Here is a 15,044-nt window from a genome sequence, read left to right as displayed (position 1 = left end):
GCTGGCCCAGCCGCCAAGACCGGAAGCATGCAACATACGCAAGGAGAAACACATGCGGAACATGAATGACATTCTGCGCCAGGCGCAGGTTATGCAGAACAAGATCGCCAAGCTTCAGCAGGATCTGGGCGAACACAGCTACGAAGCCAGCAGCGGCGGCGGCATGGTCAAGGCCGAGGTTTCTGGCAAGCAGGAACTGCGCAAGCTTGTTATCGACCCCAAGGCCCTTGAAGGCAACGATGTTGAAATGCTTCAGGATCTCATTCTGGCTGCCGTAAACGAAGCTGGCCGCATCGCCCGCGAAACCATGGAACGCGAAATGAGCGCCATTTCTGGCGGCATCAAGCTGCCCGGCCTTTTCTAGACCATGCACGAAAGAATTCCCGAACCGCTCAAGGCCCTGGTAGAGCAGCTTTCGCGTCTGCCGGGCCTTGGCCCCAAATCTGCCATGCGCGCGGCCATGGCCCTGCTCAAGTGGCCAGAGGCCGAAACCCGCAGGCTTGGCCGTGGCATTCACGATCTGCGCGACAATCTGCACCTGTGCTCACGCTGCGGGGGGCTTTCCTCCAGCGACCCCTGCGCGGTCTGTTCTGATACCGAGCGCGCCCGCGATACCCTGTGCCTTGTCACCGAGTGGGACAGCATGCTCACCCTTGACGAAGGCGGTTTTTATCACGGTCAGTACATGATTCTTGGCGGTCTGATTGCCCCTCTTGAACGCATGGATTCTGACAGCCTCGACATGGACAGGCTTGTAAAACGCCTTGCTGAGGGCGAAGTGCAGGAGCTTATTCTTGCCCTTGGCGCTACCCTGGAGGCCGAAAACACGGCTTCGTTCATTCGCCAGATGGTGCGCAGGCAGTTTCCTGCCGTGCGCGTATCGCGCCTTGCACAGGGTATTCCCCTTGGGGCCGAGGTCAAATATATGGATAAGGAAACCCTGCGCCAGTCTTTGCAGTTCCGTCAGGATCTGGCCTGAATCTCCCCGCCACAATTCCCATTAGCCCACTCGTCTTTTTTTTCTCCCAGCCATAAATTTTTCGGCAGTTCTGCCGTATGTACTACAACGTTGAATTACCGCGCGTGCGTAACACGGGTGTCACAGGGCCGTGTTTCGCCCGCTTGTGATTTGTGCACATTTGCACAATTCTCTTGTTTTTCCGCGTGCGCACATGTATTATTGATTATATAATATATGCTGCGCGTTTCTGCCAAAAGCGGATTCATCGCAAATCTACAGAAATCTCAATGGGATGGTTTCTGTTGGTGCGCTGTTTTTGCTTCGCACAGGCCAACTGACAGCGCCCAGGCCACATGGTGTTTGCCAGCAAATCAACGGCGCAGGATGAGGTTGCATTTCATGAACATGACTTTAGCCTTCCGCATCATTTTCGTTTTCGTTGTAGGTCTTATTTTTTCATGTATTGTCATGCTGATTGGTTTCAATATGGCTCTAGGCGATGCCCTTACAGGCGCTGCCACATTTAAGGCTCTGCTCATTGGCGGTGGCATTATAGTGCTACTTGCAGTTTCTGGATCATTTTATATTTGCAGCAGGCTTTGCCCCATACGCAAAATAGTGCAATATGCCAGAGCTGTTGCTGCTGGCGATGCCAAGGCTAAACTAGAAATTGACCGCGCCGACTGCCTGGGGCACATGGCCCAGGCTCTGCGTGAAATGGTTGCCAAGCTTGAGGGCCAGGCTCACTGGTACGAAAGCATACTCGACACTCTGCCCCTTTCCATCTCTGTTACAGACAACAACATGGTGTGGACCTTCTGCAACAAGGTCGCCCTGACAAGCATGAACAAATATTGCCAGGCAGATGTGCTGGGCAAGCACTGTTCTGAAAAGCAGGGCAACATCTGCAATACACCCGAATGCGGCATCGAACAGCTGCGCTTGGGCAACAAGCAGGTGATCAACCACATGCCCAATGGCAAGACCATGAAGATCATGCTTGATTTTCTTAAAGACCGCCACGGCAACAACGTGGGCCATGTGGAAATTGGCGAAGACATCAGCGAACGCATCGTGCTTGAAAAGAAGGCCAACGAGGCGGCCCACAAGGCCCGCATGGATACCGTCAACCAGCTTGAGGGCGTGGTGGACACCTTGCAGCACGCGGCCAACACCCTCGACAAGTCGCTCAACGACGTGCGCGATAAATCCGGCACTGTGGCCGACCGCATGGCCGAAACAGCCACCGCCATGGACGAGATGAACTCCACTGTGGTTGAAGTGGCCCACAATGCCGACGGCGCAGCCGACACCGCTACCTCAGTGCAGGGGCACGCGCAGGAAGGCGCGGCCATTGTGCTGCGCACCATCCAGAACATGCAGGACGTGCAGGAAAGGGCCTCTGGCCTCAAGGGCGAAATGGGCACGCTGGACAAGCAGGCCCGCGACATCGGCGCGGTGCTTACGCTTATTCGCGATATTGCCGACCAGACAAACCTGCTGGCACTCAACGCCGCCATTGAGGCCGCACGCGCTGGCGATGCCGGACGCGGTTTTGCCGTGGTGGCTGACGAAGTGCGCAAACTGGCCGAAAAAACCATGAGCGCCACCAGTGAAGTTGAAAAAGCCATTGCCGCCATCCAGGAAGGAACCAACAAAAGCTCCACCACCGTTGACCACACGGTCAACTCCATTGAAGAAGTGGGCCGCATGGCGCAGGAATCGGGCCACTCGCTCGAACTGATAGCTAACCTCGCGGGCGACTCAAGCAGCCGTGTTTCGGCCATTGCCACAGCGGCTACCCAGCAATCTGCCGCTTCGGAAGAAATCAACCGCAACATTGCTGAGGTCAACACGCTGAGTGCCCGCATTGCCGAGGCCACCAACGCGGCAGCAGGCCAGGTGCGCGACCTTTCCGCACAGGTGGGCATTGTAACCGGCATTCTCGACGCCATACGCAAGAGCGACACCAAGGCAGCCCAGTAGGCTCTACCGCCGCCCCTGCTGCAAAAAATCATCAAAACCGCCGGAATCGCTTCCGACGGTTTTTTGTCTTTTTTGGCGAAAAAAGTCTGTTGCAGGCCACGCAAACAACGGCATTAGCAAGTTTTTTGATTTTTTTTGCCCGCCCGCTCTGGACGATAACGGAGAAGGACTTACATATTGTTCGCACCTGACCAATGGTGCTGATTTTCCCGCGCACGCCGCCGTTTGCGGCCCCCCTGAGGTCCCTCGGAGGTGGTAGCGCGAAGCCAGAACGAAGTTTTCCTGAGGAGGATTCAGATATGTCCAAGATCATAGGCATCGACCTGGGTACCACCAACTCCTGCGTCTACGTCATGGAGGGCAAGGACCCCAAATGCATCACCAATCCTGAAGGCGGACGCACCACTCCTTCTGTGGTGGCCTTTACAGATAAGGAACGTCTGGTTGGCGACATCGCCAAGCGCCAGGCTGTTACCAACCCCAAGCGCACGGTGTTCGCCATCAAGCGCCTCATGGGCCGCAAGTTTGAAAGCCCCGAAGTTGGCCGCTGGAAAGAGCATTCGCCCTACGCCATCGTCAAGGCTGCCAATGAAGACGCGGGCGTTGAAGTGGATGGCCGCACCTACAGCGCGCCTGAAGTTTCGGCCATGATTCTGGCCAAGCTCAAGGCCGATGCGGAAGCCTACCTTGGCGAAACTGTTACCGAAGCGGTCATTACCGTGCCCGCCTACTTTAACGATGCCCAGCGCCAGGCCACCAAGGACGCGGGCCGCATTGCCGGTCTTGACGTCAAGCGCATCATCAACGAACCCACGGCAGCCTCGCTGGCCTACGGTGCGGACAAAAAAGCCAACGAAAAGATCGCCGTGTTCGACCTTGGCGGCGGCACGTTTGATATTTCCATTCTCGAAGTGGGCGACAACGTTGTTGAAGTGCGTGCCACCAACGGCGACACCTTCCTCGGCGGCGAAGACTTTGACCAGCGCGTCATCACCTTCCTTGTCGATGAATTCAAGCGCGAAAACGGCATTGATCTCTCCAAGGACAGCATGGCCCTTCAGCGCCTGAAAGAAGCCGCTGAAAAGGCCAAGAAAGACCTTTCCACCTCCATGGAGGCCGAGGTCAACCTGCCCTTTATCACCGCTGACCAGAACGGCCCCAAGCACATGCTCATCAAGATTGGCCGCGCCAAGCTTGAATCGCTGGTAAGCGACCTCGTTGACCGCACCATCGAGCCCTGCAAAAAGGCCCTGGCCGACGCTGGCATGAGCGCCTCGCAGATAGACGAAGTCATCCTCGTGGGTGGCATGACCCGTATGCCTCTGGTGCAGGCTGTTGTGGGCAAGTTTTTTGGCAAGGAACCCAACCGCTCGGTGAACCCCGACGAAGTTGTGGCCATGGGCGCTGCCATTCAGGGCGGCATCCTCACCGGCGACGTCAAGGACGTGCTGCTGCTCGACGTGACCCCGCTCTCCCTTGGTATCGAAACCATGGGCGGCGTGTTCACCAAACTGATCGACCGCAACACCACCATTCCTACGCGTAAAAGCCAGGTGTTCACCACGGCCTCCGACAATCAGCCCTCGGTGTCCATCCACGTGCTTCAGGGTGAGCGCCCCATGGCTCCCGACAACATGACCCTGGCCCGCTTTGACCTGGCCGGCATTCCCCCGGCGCCCCGTGGCGTGCCGCAGATCGAGGTGTCTTTTGACATCGACGCCAACGGCATCGTCAACGTGTCTGCCAAGGACATGGGTACCGGCAAGGAACAGTCCATCAAGATCACGGCTTCTTCCGGCCTGTCTGAAGACGACATCCAGCGTCTGGTGCGCGAGGCTGAAACCCACGCCACAGACGACAAGAAGAAGCAGGAAGTTATCGAGGCGCGCAACCATGCCGACAGCCTGATCTACGGCACAGAAAAATCGCTCACCGACCTTGGCGACAAGGCCGATGCCGCCCTCAAAAGCGACATCGACGGCAAAATTGCTGCCCTGCGCAAGCTTATGGAAGGCGATGATGCCGCAGCCATCAAGGCTGCCACCGAAGATCTGGCCAAGGCCTCGCACAAGCTGGCCGAGCAGCTCTACCAGCAGCAGGCCCAGCAGGCTGGCGGCCAGCCCGGCGCTGATGCCGGTGCCGCTGGTGCAGGCCACCAGCAGCCCCACGGCGGCGACGACGTTGTGGACGCAGACTACACCGAAGTGAAGAAATAAGAGCAGGAGCAGCTCGGCGGCCTACGCCCCGAACTTGCAACCACGCCTGCCCTGTACTAAAAAGGTCTGGTTCACCGAACCAGACCTTTTTTTGCGGCCCGCGCACGGCGGGCCCGCCGGTACTACAACCAGGATACCGCCATGACCATACGCCGCTCTTTCACTGTGCTGGCACGCAATATTTCGCTGCTGGCACTTCTTGGCTGTCTTGCCGCGTGTCAGATGCCCTTTGGCATGGGGCAGAGAGCCCCCGAGCCCAAACCCCAGCCCGTTGCTCCCGCGCCCGCCGCAGGCCCCTGCGTGGTGCTGGCCCTGCCGTCTTCTGGCCCATACGCTGCCATTGCAGGCAAGGTGCGCCACGGCGCGCAGATGGCCCAAAACGAGCTAGCCACTAACGGCATCAAACTGCGCGTGGAAACCATCAACACAGAAGCTCCCGACTGGTTGCAGCGGCTTGACGCCCTGCCCCAGGCCTGCACTGTGGTGGGCGGCCCGCTTCAGGCCCGCAACTATGCCCAGGCCCGCGAGCACGGTTCGCTGGAAAAAAGAGCATTTTTCACCTTTGTGCCCTCCCTTGAACAGGGCGACGAAGGCGCACGCGCATGGCGTTTCTTCCCCAGTCCGCAAGACCAGATCGACACGCTCATCAGCTTTGCCAGCACTGGCCTCAATATCCGCACCTACGGCGCATTCTACCCCACCGATGCCTATGGCGTGCGCATGACCGGCCTTATGGAACAGAGCCTTGCCAGCCAGAACATGCTGCTGCAAAAAGCCTCGTATAATCCCGCAGAGCCCGCCTCGTGGAGTGATGCGGTTGCGCCCCTCATTCGGGCCCAAACGCCGCAGGGCAGCAAAACCCCTGTGCCGCAAACATCCTTTGAAGCGCTCTTTTTGCCCGATTCGTGGAAAAGCATGGAAATGCTGACCACCAGCCTGCTCTACAACGGTGAGGACCGCCTGGTGCTGCTGGGTACAACCCTGTGGGAGCAGAGCCTCTCTGGCAAAACGGTTGCCAATGCCGACAAGTACACACTGGCGGTTTTTCCCGCTGCCTGGAACCAGCCGCAAGCCCCCCGCACCCTTCAGGCCCCCGGCACAGACTTCTGGAATGCCCTGGGCTACGACTTTGTGCGCTTTGCCGCCACCATGGGGCTTGATTCGCGCCTGACCACGCCGCAGATCACCGCGCGCGTTCAGCGTGCCTCCAAGATGATCTGGGGCATGGCCCCCATTTCGTGGGACAATGCCGGTGTTGCGCATCAAAAGCTCTTCCTGTTCGGCGTGACTGCCAACGGCATGACGCCGGTGGATGCTGAGGCCTTTCAGCAGGCGCGCGCACGCGTTCTGCAACAGGCTGCGCTGCGCATGCAGGGCCTGCCGCCCGTAGACGCCACTGGTGCGCCCCTTACCGCCCCGGCCGCCGGAGCAGAGGCCACCCCGGCAGTGCAAACTGGCCAGCCCCAGCCGAGCTCGCCCATCATGAGCAATACCCCCCGCCCCTCGTACAAACTCAGCCTGCCCGCTGCGCGCTGACCGCGCCCGCAGGCATTGACGTAAAAGGATTACACATGGCCGACAACAAAACCATCAACCTTGACGAAGTAAGCCACATGGCCTCGCTTTCGCGGTTGAGCGTCAGTGAAGAGGAAAAGACCCTGTTTGCCCGTCAGATGGGCGACATCCTGGCATATATGGATGTGCTTGCACGGGTGGACACCAATGATGTTGAGCCGCTGTACAGCCCCGCCCAGCACCCCGGCCCCCAGCGCGAAGACGTATCGGCCCGGCGGCGCGAACGCAGCGAAGTGCTTGCCAATGCCCCCGAAGCCGACGGCGAGTACTTTATCGTACCCCGCATCGTATAGCCTGGCCACGGGCTGGTCGCCATGCGCCGCACTGCGGCGGGGCAGCCACCCGCAACCGCACGCACAGCACCGGGCGGCAACGCCGCCGTGCAGAACATATTTGAGAACACCATGACCGATATTTGTTCCCTTTCGCTCACACAGGCGGCCCAGGCCTTGCAAAAAAAGGAATTGAGCGCCCAAGAGGCCGTAACGGCCTGTCTTGCGCGCATGGATGCCACCGAACCCGGCATTGCAGCCATGCTCACCGTGGACAAGGATGGAGCGATTGCCGCTGCCGCTGCGCTGGACAAGCAGGGCCCCGACCCGGCCAAACCTCTGTGGGGTGTGCCGGTAACAGTCAAGGATGCCCTCTCCACCAAGGGGCTGCGCACCACGGCTGGTTCGCGCATACTCGAAAATTACACGCCTTTTTATGATGCCTATGCAGTGCAGCAGTTGCGCGAGGCCGGGGCTGTCATTCTTGGCAAGGCCAACATGGACGAGTTTGCCATGGGCTCTACCACAGAAAACTCCTCCTACCACACCACGCGCAATCCGCACGATACCAGCAAGGTTCCGGGCGGCTCCAGCGGCGGTTCTGCGGCCTCTGTAACCGCTGGCCAATGCTTTGCCTCGCTGGGCACGGATACCGGCGGCTCCATCCGTCAGCCTGCGTCGCTCTGCGGCTGCGTGGGCCTCAAGCCCACCTACGGACGCGTGTCGCGCTATGGCGTTATTGCCTACGGTTCGTCACTTGATCAGGTGGGCCCGCTGACCCGCACGGTGGAAGACTGCGCCCGCGTGCTCGGCGTGATCGCCGGGCATGACCAGCGCGATGGCACCTGCGCCCCGCGCCCTGTGGACGACTATGTTGCCGCACTGGGCAGCAAGGGCCTCAAGGGTGTTCGGCTGGGCATCCCCAAGGAATTTTTTGGCGAAGGCCTTGCCCCCGAAGTGCGCGCCGTGTGCCAGAATGCCATGGGCATTGCCGAGGCGCAGGGCGCAGAACTGGTAGAAGTGAGCCTGCCGCACACCGATGCGGCCATTGCCACCTACTATATTATCGCAATGGCCGAGGCCAGCTCCAACCTTGCCCGTTTTGACGGTGTGCGCTATGGCCGCCGCGCCACCGACATCAAAAATCTCGAAGACCTTTACGTGCGTTCGCGCACCGAGGGTTTCGGGCAGGAAGTCAAGCGCCGCATCATGCTGGGGGCCTATGTGCTTTCTTCCGGCTATTACGATGCCTACTACCGCAAAGCCGCTCAGGTACGCCGCCTGATACGCGACGAATACGTGGCCGCGCTCGACAAGTGCGATGCCCTGTGGGCTCCCGTTTCGCCCGTTACCGCCTGGAACGTGGGCAGCCTGACCGCCGACCCGTTACAGATGTACCTCATGGACGCCTACACGCTTTCGCTCAATCTGGCAGGACTGCCGGGGCTTTCCATGCCCGTGGGCCTTGGAGCGGAAAGCGGCATGCCCGTGGGGATGCAGTTGTTTGGCAAGGCCTTTGCCGAGGGCGAGCTGCTTGCGCTTGGCCATGCCCTGGAGCAGGTATTGCCTGGGGTTGGAGCGCCCCAACTGTAGATTGTTTTTGCCATGGATATGTGAGGGGGCGGGCCGAAGGGCTTGCTCCCTTTTTTGTTGGCATTTTTATGACAGGGACGCCTGCGCGGCGTGCGGCTCTACTTTGGCTGTGTGGCGCACTGTGAACCTTTGATTCTTCTGCCCTGCGGGCACTGCATTTTACCCTTCGGAGATGTTGGGGACGCCTGCGCGGTGTGCGGCCAAATTGTTGTGCGGTGTCGGTCACAGTTACCATGACAGATTTCCCGGCCTTTCAGCGGACGTGATCAAAAGAGGGTCGTGGCGTCGCCTTCCTTAAACTCGCCGCAGCGTCTGCGGAGGCGATGGGAAGTGTTGGGCGAATTTGCAAAATACGCATTTTTCTGGCCTGACAAGGAAAAATCCTGTTTTTGAGCGCAGCGTACTCAAGTACGTGAGCATCAAAAACAGGATTTTAACGCTGTCAAGCCAAAAAAGTCGGGTTTGCGTAAATCAGCCTGACAGGCTCTTGCACCCATTCAGGGTAGAAATTCTTTCTTCTTCGCTGCTGCTTACACCGCAAAGACAAACGGGCAGAGTAAACCAGCCTGAAAGCGATTATCTGCCCTGCGGGCACTGCATTTCGAACTCCGGCGATGTTTGGGGCGCCTGCGCGGCGCGCGGCAAGGTGGGGCCGGTTATGGGGCTTCGCCCCCTGCGCGGCCCCCCTTGCATCCCCCCCGAAGCACCCCCAAAGAGCGTTTTCAATTACCGCAATACGGCGAGGGCACGCGTCTTGTGCTGCGGGAGCTTCCCTCACTCGCTGCGCTCGCTCAGGTGATCTCCCTCCGCGACGCGTAAATGCCATAGCCCGCTGCCGCTCTGGTCAAATTCCGTTTCAGCCCAATTCCATGATGTCGTTCACCCCCTGAATTCCGCGCTTCGACTCCATCCCTCACGCCACATTCTTGCCAACAATTTTATGTTACTCCCACTTCTTGGGTTTTCAGTGCAATCTTTGGATTTTCAGCCGGATGTTTTTGCCATACATGCCTTTTTGCCTTTCAGTGGCGTGACTGCGCGGCGACGGCCTCGCTTACGATGAAGGATTCCCCTGCCTTTCAGCGGGCGTGATCAAAAGCTGGTCGTGGCGTCGCCTTCCTTAAACTCGCCGCAGCGAATGCGGAGGCGATGGGAGGTGTTGGGCGAATTTGCAAAATACGCATTTTTCTGGCCTGACGGCGTTAAAATCCTGTTTTTGAGCGCAGCGTACTCAAGTACGTGAGCATCAAAAACAGGATTTTAACGCCGTCAGGCCAAAAAAGTCGGGTTTGCGTAAATCAGCCTGACAGGCTCTTGCACCCATTCAGGGTAGAAGTTCTTTTTTCTTCACGCCTGCTTACACCGCAAAAAAAAACGGGCAGAGTAAACCAGCCTGACAGGCTTTCGACAAAACCCACGGCAAGTGAAGAGGCGGTGAAGAAAAAGAAGAAATAGCAGGGGTTATTCCAGAATATACCGCATGGGATCAACCGGCACACCATTAAGACGAATCTCGTAGTGCAAATGAGGCCCGGTGGTACGCCCGCTCATGCCCACATAACCCACAATCTCGCCGCGCTTGACCCACTGGCCTTCCTGCACGGCGCACCGCTGCATGTGCCCATACTTGGTGACAATGCCGCTGCCATGGTTGATTTCAACGCTAAAGCCGTATGCGCCGTCACGCCCGGAGAGCGTAACAATGCCCTGGGCAGGCACAATGATGGGCGTGCCGATGCGGTTGGTGATGTCGAGCCCCTTGTGGAACTGCCCCCGGCCCCCAAAGGGCCCGGAACGCCAGCCAAAGCTGGACGAAACAAAACCCACCACCGGCCAGATGGTTGGCATGGAAGAAAGGGCATCGCGGTTTTCGCGCAGGGCCAGCAGCAGATCCTGCTGACGCACTTCTTCAAGCTTTACGGATTCGGAAAGCCGGGTGAGGAATTCGAGCATCTTGCGGGCGGCAAGCTCCTGCCGGTGCAGGGGCAGATAGGTACGCGAAAAATCCCCCGGCCTGTCGCCCACAGAACCGGCCTCGGCGGGGTCTTTTTCCATATTCATCATGATGCGCAGCTTGGAATCGAAGCTCTGCACCCGCTCAAGGTCGCGGCCCACCACAGATATGCGCTCTACGAGATTAACAAGCTGGCGGCGCTGTTCTTCAATGGTTTTGTCGGCATTGCGCAAGTCGTCGCCCAGATGGCGGGTTTCAAGCCAGTTGCGCAGCAGCCATACGTTGCAGGCCACCAGCGCCAGAACCAGCAGGCACGCAATAATACCAAACCAGCCGCGCATGCGCACATTGCGGCTGCCGCTGCGACCTTCGGTGAAGATGACTATGTGATATTTGCCAAACAGCATTGAACCTGTACTTTAGGGCCGGAAAGCAACCCGTGTCAATCTGCGTCCAGATCAGGGGCCTCGTCATCGGGAAGGGGCACTTCTAATGACAAGTCTGTGGACGCGCTGTTTTTTTCAAGCTGCCAGCGGGTCAGGCCATTAAAGATACAGCGGCGCGAATCTTTTGACACGGCATAAAGATGTTCGAGGGTTTCGCTCATGGAGCTGCGTGCCGTATTGCCCGCCGAGGGACAGGCGTTGGCCCAGATGGGCAGCTCCCACTGTTTGGCGGCCTTGAGAATAAACTTTTTTTCTACCAGCAGCAGCGGGCGTATCAGTTGCAGGCTGCCGCCAAAAAAAGGTTCGTTCATGCTCATGCCGTCCACGCGGCCATTGCGGCTCAGATTCATAAAAAATGTCTGCACCAGGTCATCGGCATTATGCCCCAGGGCAAGGTGGGTTATGCCGTACTGGCCGCACAGCTCAAAAAGCCGCTTGCGGCGCAACCACGAGCAGCGAAAACAGGCCGACCGGCGAAGATTTTTTTCCGAATGCGCGTCTGGCCCGAAGGTGGTCATTTCGATATGGCCGGGAATACCCCGCCTTGCCAGCCAGGGCAGCAGGGCCGCATGACTTTTTTCGTCAAAGCCGGGATTCAGATGGATCGCCATGATTTCAAAGTGAAAAGGTACGATTCCTTGACGTATTTTAAGACTTTGCAGCAACACAAAGCTGTCCACCCCGCCAGAAACAGCCACCGCAACGCGGCATCCGGGCCAGAGCATGCCGGTTTTCTGCATGGCCTTGCCTGCGCTTTTAACGCAGGTTTCCTGGGCGAACGATCTTTTTTCTCTACTCATAATTTTTTTGCGTATCCTGTTGGCTGGCAAGAGCCTAACCCCCCACCATACCTGTAGAGCCTTGCTGGCAGCCAAATAATCAGCCTATTGACAGCGCAGCGGACGACATATATCAATTCTTATTTCAGCAGGGTAAACCTGCGCGAAGGCGTATGCACACGCCCGGCCTTTACAATCGGTCGGGCGGTATTATTTATCAACCGGGTTGCCTGTGGTGGCCCGGAATGCGGCGTTTTAGCCGCAACCTACGGAGGCAGCATGGCCCGTATTACCGTTGAAGATTGCCAGGAACGCGTAGACAACCGTTTTCTGCTGGTGCAGATGGCCATCAAGCGCGTGCATCAGTACCGCGAAGGCTACGAACCCCTGGTGGAATCGCGTAACAAAGAGGCCGTGACCGCCCTGCGCGAAATTGCCGCAGGCAAAGTTCTGCCCGATGATGTCAGTCTTTACAACCCCCTGCCTGGCCAGGACATGGCCGCCGCAGAGGAATAGCCCTCTGGAACGGATTGTTCGCGCGGCGGCTTCCCCAGGGAGGCCGCCGCGCTTATGTACAACCTTTAGCACAGGCGCACAAGCCGCACAGTGACCGGAACTACGATGGAGCTCGATTACTACGAAGTGCTGGGCGTTAGCCGCAGCGCCGAAGATGACGAAATCAAACGGGCCTACCGTAAGCTGGCCTTAAAGTATCACCCTGACCACAACCCCAACAATGCCGAGGCCGAGCAAAAATTCAAGGAAGCCGCCGAGGCTTACGATGTCTTGCGCGACCCCGATAAACGTGCGCGTTACGACCGTTTTGGCCGTGCGGGCGTACAGGGCGGCGCTGGCGGTTTTGGCAGCAACGACGATATTTTTGCGCATTTCAGCGACATTTTCGGCGATCTTTTTGGTTTTTCCACTGCCACGCGTGGCCCCCGTCCCATGGCCGGGGCAGACTTGCGCTACAACCTGACCATCACGTTTGCACAGGCGGCCAAGGGCGACGAGATCAGCATATCCCTGCCCAAGCACGTCACCTGTTCCGAATGCAATGGCAGCGGCGCTGCACCCGGCAGCAAGGCAGAAACCTGCCGCCAGTGCAGCGGCACGGGGCAGGTACGCCGCTCGCAGGGATTTTTTCAGATTTCCATGCCGTGCCCCTCATGTCAGGGCACGGGCCGTGTGATCACCAAGCCCTGCCCCAAGTGCAAGGGTGAGGGCATTACCACCGACACCCGCGAACTTGTGGTGCGCGTGCCCGCCGGTGTGGACAGCGGAACCCGCCTGCGCGTGCGCGGCGAGGGCGAACCCGGTGTACACGGCGGCCCTGCCGGCGACCTGTATGTGGTGCTTACCGTCGAACAGGACAAGCGCTGGCAGCGTCAGGGGCAAGACCTCATCTACACCCTTGAAATCAGTTTTGTGCAGGCAGCCCTTGGCCACCGGGCCGAAGTTCCTGGCCTCGACGGCAATCTGCCCCTTGAGATTCCCAAGGGCATCCAGAGCGGCACGCTGCTGCGTATGCCGGGCGAAGGCATGCCCTACCCTGGGCGGCGCAATCGTGGCGATCTGCTGGTAGAAGTCAAGGTGCTCACGCCCACGCGCCTTTCTGCCAAGCAGGAGGAGCTGCTGCGCGAATTTGAAGCAGCTGCGGAAAAAAGCCCGCTGGAGAAAGTTAAGAAGGCCGCCAAAAAAATCACCAAGGCCATGGGCATTGACTAGATTTTTGGGGTCAAATGTAAAAAAGCCGGGGTAGAACCCCGGCTTTTTTGTTGGCGGTGGCCGTGCCAGTGCCTGCGAAAATCAGGAGCAGGCTGCGGCTTGGCCGCGCCGAACGCGACGGATTTTCGTGCCTTTCCGCCCGGCGGGTCGCCCGCCGATGGCGGCGCAAATCCCGCGCAGCGGGGTTTGTCATCAAATCTGGAGCCGGGGTAGAACCCCGGCTTTTTTTATGGGCGGTGGCAACGCCAGCGCCAGCGAAAATCAGGAGCAGGCTGCGACAGACAAACGAGGCAAAAAATATTTGGCCCGGCGGCATCTGTGGTATGCGCCGGGCCAACATTGTCCTGAGCAGTTCCCGCCAGGCGAGGTGGAACAGCAAGGACGCAGAGGCAGGCAAACAGTTCCGCTAAAGGGGCAGCGGATACACAGAAGGGGCTGTGCGTTTGCCGAGGGTTGCCGTCTGTAATTTTTTGCCGTGCGAAAACAGATTCGCTTAAAATTTCTTTTTATACAGGGGAATTATCCACTGTTTGTGCGCTCAATCTAGCACCATGGTTTTTATAATGCAAGTTATTTTTTTCACCACTGACCCCAATATTTAGCACTCTCTTCGCGCGCATTCAACACACAATACCTTTGCATAACCGCATGTTATTTAAAAAAATTGCGCATGACCGGCAGATGTGCGCAGTAAAACCATTCTACCACCCGACCAAAAAACAAAAACCCGGCTTTATAAACAGCCGGGTTTTATAAAAAAGATGTCAAACAGTACTTATTTTTGCGGGGCAGCCTTATCGCCGCAACCGCACGTGGGAGCGGTACTGCCCGCTGCGGGTTCTGCCGCAGGGGACTCGGCTTCCACCGGTTTGAGCGAGTGCATGTTTATCTGCTGCGGCCCATCGGCGCATTGCGGAACCTGCAAGCCCATACGCGCCTCATAGTTGATAACTATGGGCCCAGTAAGGTTGAGCACGGCCTTTTCTGGCGCGCCAGCGGGTATGGATACGGTGACCAGCACCGCAGCCTGATCCAGGCTTTCGATGCTGAGCAGCTGTTTTTCGGCATCGCCCACGAGCGGCTTGTACGATTTGTCAAAAAAGCTGTAGGGGTCAGCCACCAGCAGACCAACCACCGGCGTGTTCACACTTTGCAGGATAAGCAGTGGAGCTTCGGGCCTGATTTGCAGCAGGATAAAATCCCGCTCGTTTTCAAACCCGGCCAACCCACGGGGAAAGTGAATAACTTTATCCGCATCAATACAACGACGTCCAAGACGGGTGTCGATTTCTATTTCTTTGTTTCGTGCCATAGTTCAGCAGCCACCATAAGGTCGTTAGTACTGGTTTCAAGGGCGCGACGGTTTTCTTCAACAACCCGCTTGTACACTTCCTCGCGATAAACCGTGGTGTCATCGGGCACTTCCAGGCCAAGTTTGACCTGTTTGCCCTGCATGCCCAAGATAGTTATGCGTATGTTTTCGCCCAGATATAGGCTCTCTCCTGGGCGTCGCGTCAATATGAGCATAGGTGCT

13 protein-coding genes are annotated in these 15,044 nt (G+C 58.1%); 9 read left to right on the top strand and 4 right to left on the bottom strand.

Annotated elements, in window-relative coordinates; genetic code table 11:
* The first annotated feature begins 52 nt into the window (after window positions 1–52).
* The 7 genes from ACE3NW_RS02260 (at window position 53) to gatA (ending at window position 8,603) form a co-directional block, all read left to right on the top strand.
* Entirely contained in the window at window positions 53–364 is a 312-nt protein-coding gene (locus ACE3NW_RS02260; RefSeq protein WP_136400558.1) for a YbaB/EbfC family nucleoid-associated protein, read from the top strand.
* A gap of 3 nt (window positions 365–367) precedes the next feature.
* Entirely contained in the window at window positions 368–979 is a 612-nt protein-coding gene (gene recR / locus ACE3NW_RS02255) for a recombination mediator RecR (protein WP_374279934.1), read from the top strand.
* A 366-nt stretch (window positions 980–1,345) separates the two neighbouring features.
* Complete coding sequence (locus tag ACE3NW_RS02250) at window positions 1,346–2,947, top strand: methyl-accepting chemotaxis protein (RefSeq protein WP_374279932.1); 1,602 nt, start codon at window positions 1,346–1,348, stop codon at window positions 2,945–2,947.
* A 299-nt stretch (window positions 2,948–3,246) separates the two neighbouring features.
* Window positions 3,247–5,163: a molecular chaperone DnaK gene (gene dnaK, locus ACE3NW_RS02245; protein ID WP_374279930.1), complete on the top strand. Its 1,917-nt coding sequence runs from the start codon at window positions 3,247–3,249 to the stop codon at window positions 5,161–5,163.
* 141 nt (window positions 5,164–5,304) lie between these two features.
* Window positions 5,305–6,699, top strand: coding sequence for a hypothetical protein (locus ACE3NW_RS02240; RefSeq protein WP_374279928.1), 1,395 nt, complete (start codon window positions 5,305–5,307; stop codon window positions 6,697–6,699).
* A 35-nt stretch (window positions 6,700–6,734) separates the two neighbouring features.
* Complete coding sequence (gene gatC / locus ACE3NW_RS02235) at window positions 6,735–7,031, top strand: Asp-tRNA(Asn)/Glu-tRNA(Gln) amidotransferase subunit GatC (RefSeq protein WP_374279926.1); 297 nt, start codon at window positions 6,735–6,737, stop codon at window positions 7,029–7,031.
* 111 nt (window positions 7,032–7,142) lie between these two features.
* The gene (gene gatA / locus ACE3NW_RS02230; RefSeq protein ID WP_374279924.1) at window positions 7,143–8,603 is read left to right on the top strand and encodes an Asp-tRNA(Asn)/Glu-tRNA(Gln) amidotransferase subunit GatA; all 1,461 of its coding nucleotides are present in this window, start codon (window positions 7,143–7,145) and stop codon (window positions 8,601–8,603) included.
* Between the two features lie 1,461 nt (window positions 8,604–10,064).
* On the opposite strand, the gene ACE3NW_RS02225 is transcribed toward gatA, so the two are convergent.
* A complete protein-coding gene (locus tag ACE3NW_RS02225) occupies window positions 10,065–10,964 on the bottom strand; it encodes a M23 family metallopeptidase (RefSeq protein ID WP_374279922.1) in 900 nt (299 codons plus the stop codon).
* 35 nt (window positions 10,965–10,999) lie between these two features.
* A complete protein-coding gene (locus ACE3NW_RS02220) occupies window positions 11,000–11,803 on the bottom strand; it encodes an ATP-binding protein (RefSeq protein WP_374279920.1) in 804 nt (267 codons plus the stop codon).
* Window positions 11,804–12,061: 258 nt separating this feature from the next.
* On the opposite strand from ACE3NW_RS02220, the gene rpoZ reads away from it, so the two are divergent.
* Complete coding sequence (rpoZ, locus tag ACE3NW_RS02215) at window positions 12,062–12,298, top strand: DNA-directed RNA polymerase subunit omega (protein ID WP_374279918.1); 237 nt, start codon at window positions 12,062–12,064, stop codon at window positions 12,296–12,298.
* 105 nt (window positions 12,299–12,403) lie between these two features.
* Entirely contained in the window at window positions 12,404–13,510 is a 1,107-nt protein-coding gene (gene dnaJ / locus ACE3NW_RS02210) for a molecular chaperone DnaJ (RefSeq protein WP_374279916.1), read from the top strand.
* A gap of 775 nt (window positions 13,511–14,285) precedes the next feature.
* On the opposite strand, the gene fliW is transcribed toward dnaJ, so the two are convergent.
* Both fliW and csrA read right to left on the bottom strand, forming a co-directional pair.
* Window positions 14,286–14,822, bottom strand: a complete 537-nt coding sequence (gene fliW, locus ACE3NW_RS02205) for a flagellar assembly protein FliW (RefSeq protein WP_374279914.1) — start codon at window positions 14,820–14,822, stop codon at window positions 14,286–14,288.
* Window positions 14,801–15,037: a carbon storage regulator CsrA gene (gene csrA / locus ACE3NW_RS02200; protein ID WP_374279912.1), complete on the bottom strand. Its 237-nt coding sequence runs from the start codon at window positions 15,035–15,037 to the stop codon at window positions 14,801–14,803. The genes fliW and csrA overlap by 22 nt, the downstream gene beginning before the upstream one ends.
* Window positions 15,038–15,044: the final 7 nt, after the last annotated feature.

It is taken from the genome of Desulfovibrio sp., assembly GCF_041907885.1.
Taxonomy (GTDB): domain Bacteria; phylum Desulfobacterota; class Desulfovibrionia; order Desulfovibrionales; family Desulfovibrionaceae; genus Desulfovibrio.
Note: the sequence above shows the minus strand (reverse complement) of the source record. Positions and strands in the feature narration are given on the sequence as shown.

Bases quoted from the DNA above. Each gene is read 5' to 3' on its own strand.
- ACE3NW_RS02250 (WP_374279932.1), top strand. From the start codon at position 1,346: ATGAGGTTGCATTTCATGAACATGACTTTAGCCTTCCGCATCATTTTC.
- rpoZ (WP_374279918.1), top strand. From the start codon at position 12,062: ATGGCCCGTATTACCGTTGAAGATTGCCAGGAACGCGTAGACAACCGT.
- recR (WP_374279934.1), top strand. From the start codon at position 368: ATGCACGAAAGAATTCCCGAACCGCTCAAGGCCCTGGTAGAGCAGCTT.
- ACE3NW_RS02260 (WP_136400558.1), top strand. From the start codon at position 53: ATGCGGAACATGAATGACATTCTGCGCCAGGCGCAGGTTATGCAGAAC.
- gatA (WP_374279924.1), top strand. From the start codon at position 7,143: ATGACCGATATTTGTTCCCTTTCGCTCACACAGGCGGCCCAGGCCTTG.
- csrA (WP_374279912.1), bottom strand. From the start codon at position 15,037: ATGCTCATATTGACGCGACGCCCAGGAGAGAGCCTATATCTGGGCGAA.
- ACE3NW_RS02220 (WP_374279920.1), bottom strand. From the start codon at position 11,803: ATGAGTAGAGAAAAAAGATCGTTCGCCCAGGAAACCTGCGTTAAAAGC.
- ACE3NW_RS02225 (WP_374279922.1), bottom strand. From the start codon at position 10,964: ATGCTGTTTGGCAAATATCACATAGTCATCTTCACCGAAGGTCGCAGC.
- dnaK (WP_374279930.1), top strand. From the start codon at position 3,247: ATGTCCAAGATCATAGGCATCGACCTGGGTACCACCAACTCCTGCGTC.
- dnaJ (WP_374279916.1), top strand. From the start codon at position 12,404: ATGGAGCTCGATTACTACGAAGTGCTGGGCGTTAGCCGCAGCGCCGAA.
- fliW (WP_374279914.1), bottom strand. From the start codon at position 14,822: ATGGCACGAAACAAAGAAATAGAAATCGACACCCGTCTTGGACGTCGT.
- ACE3NW_RS02240 (WP_374279928.1), top strand. From the start codon at position 5,305: ATGACCATACGCCGCTCTTTCACTGTGCTGGCACGCAATATTTCGCTG.
- gatC (WP_374279926.1), top strand. From the start codon at position 6,735: ATGGCCGACAACAAAACCATCAACCTTGACGAAGTAAGCCACATGGCC.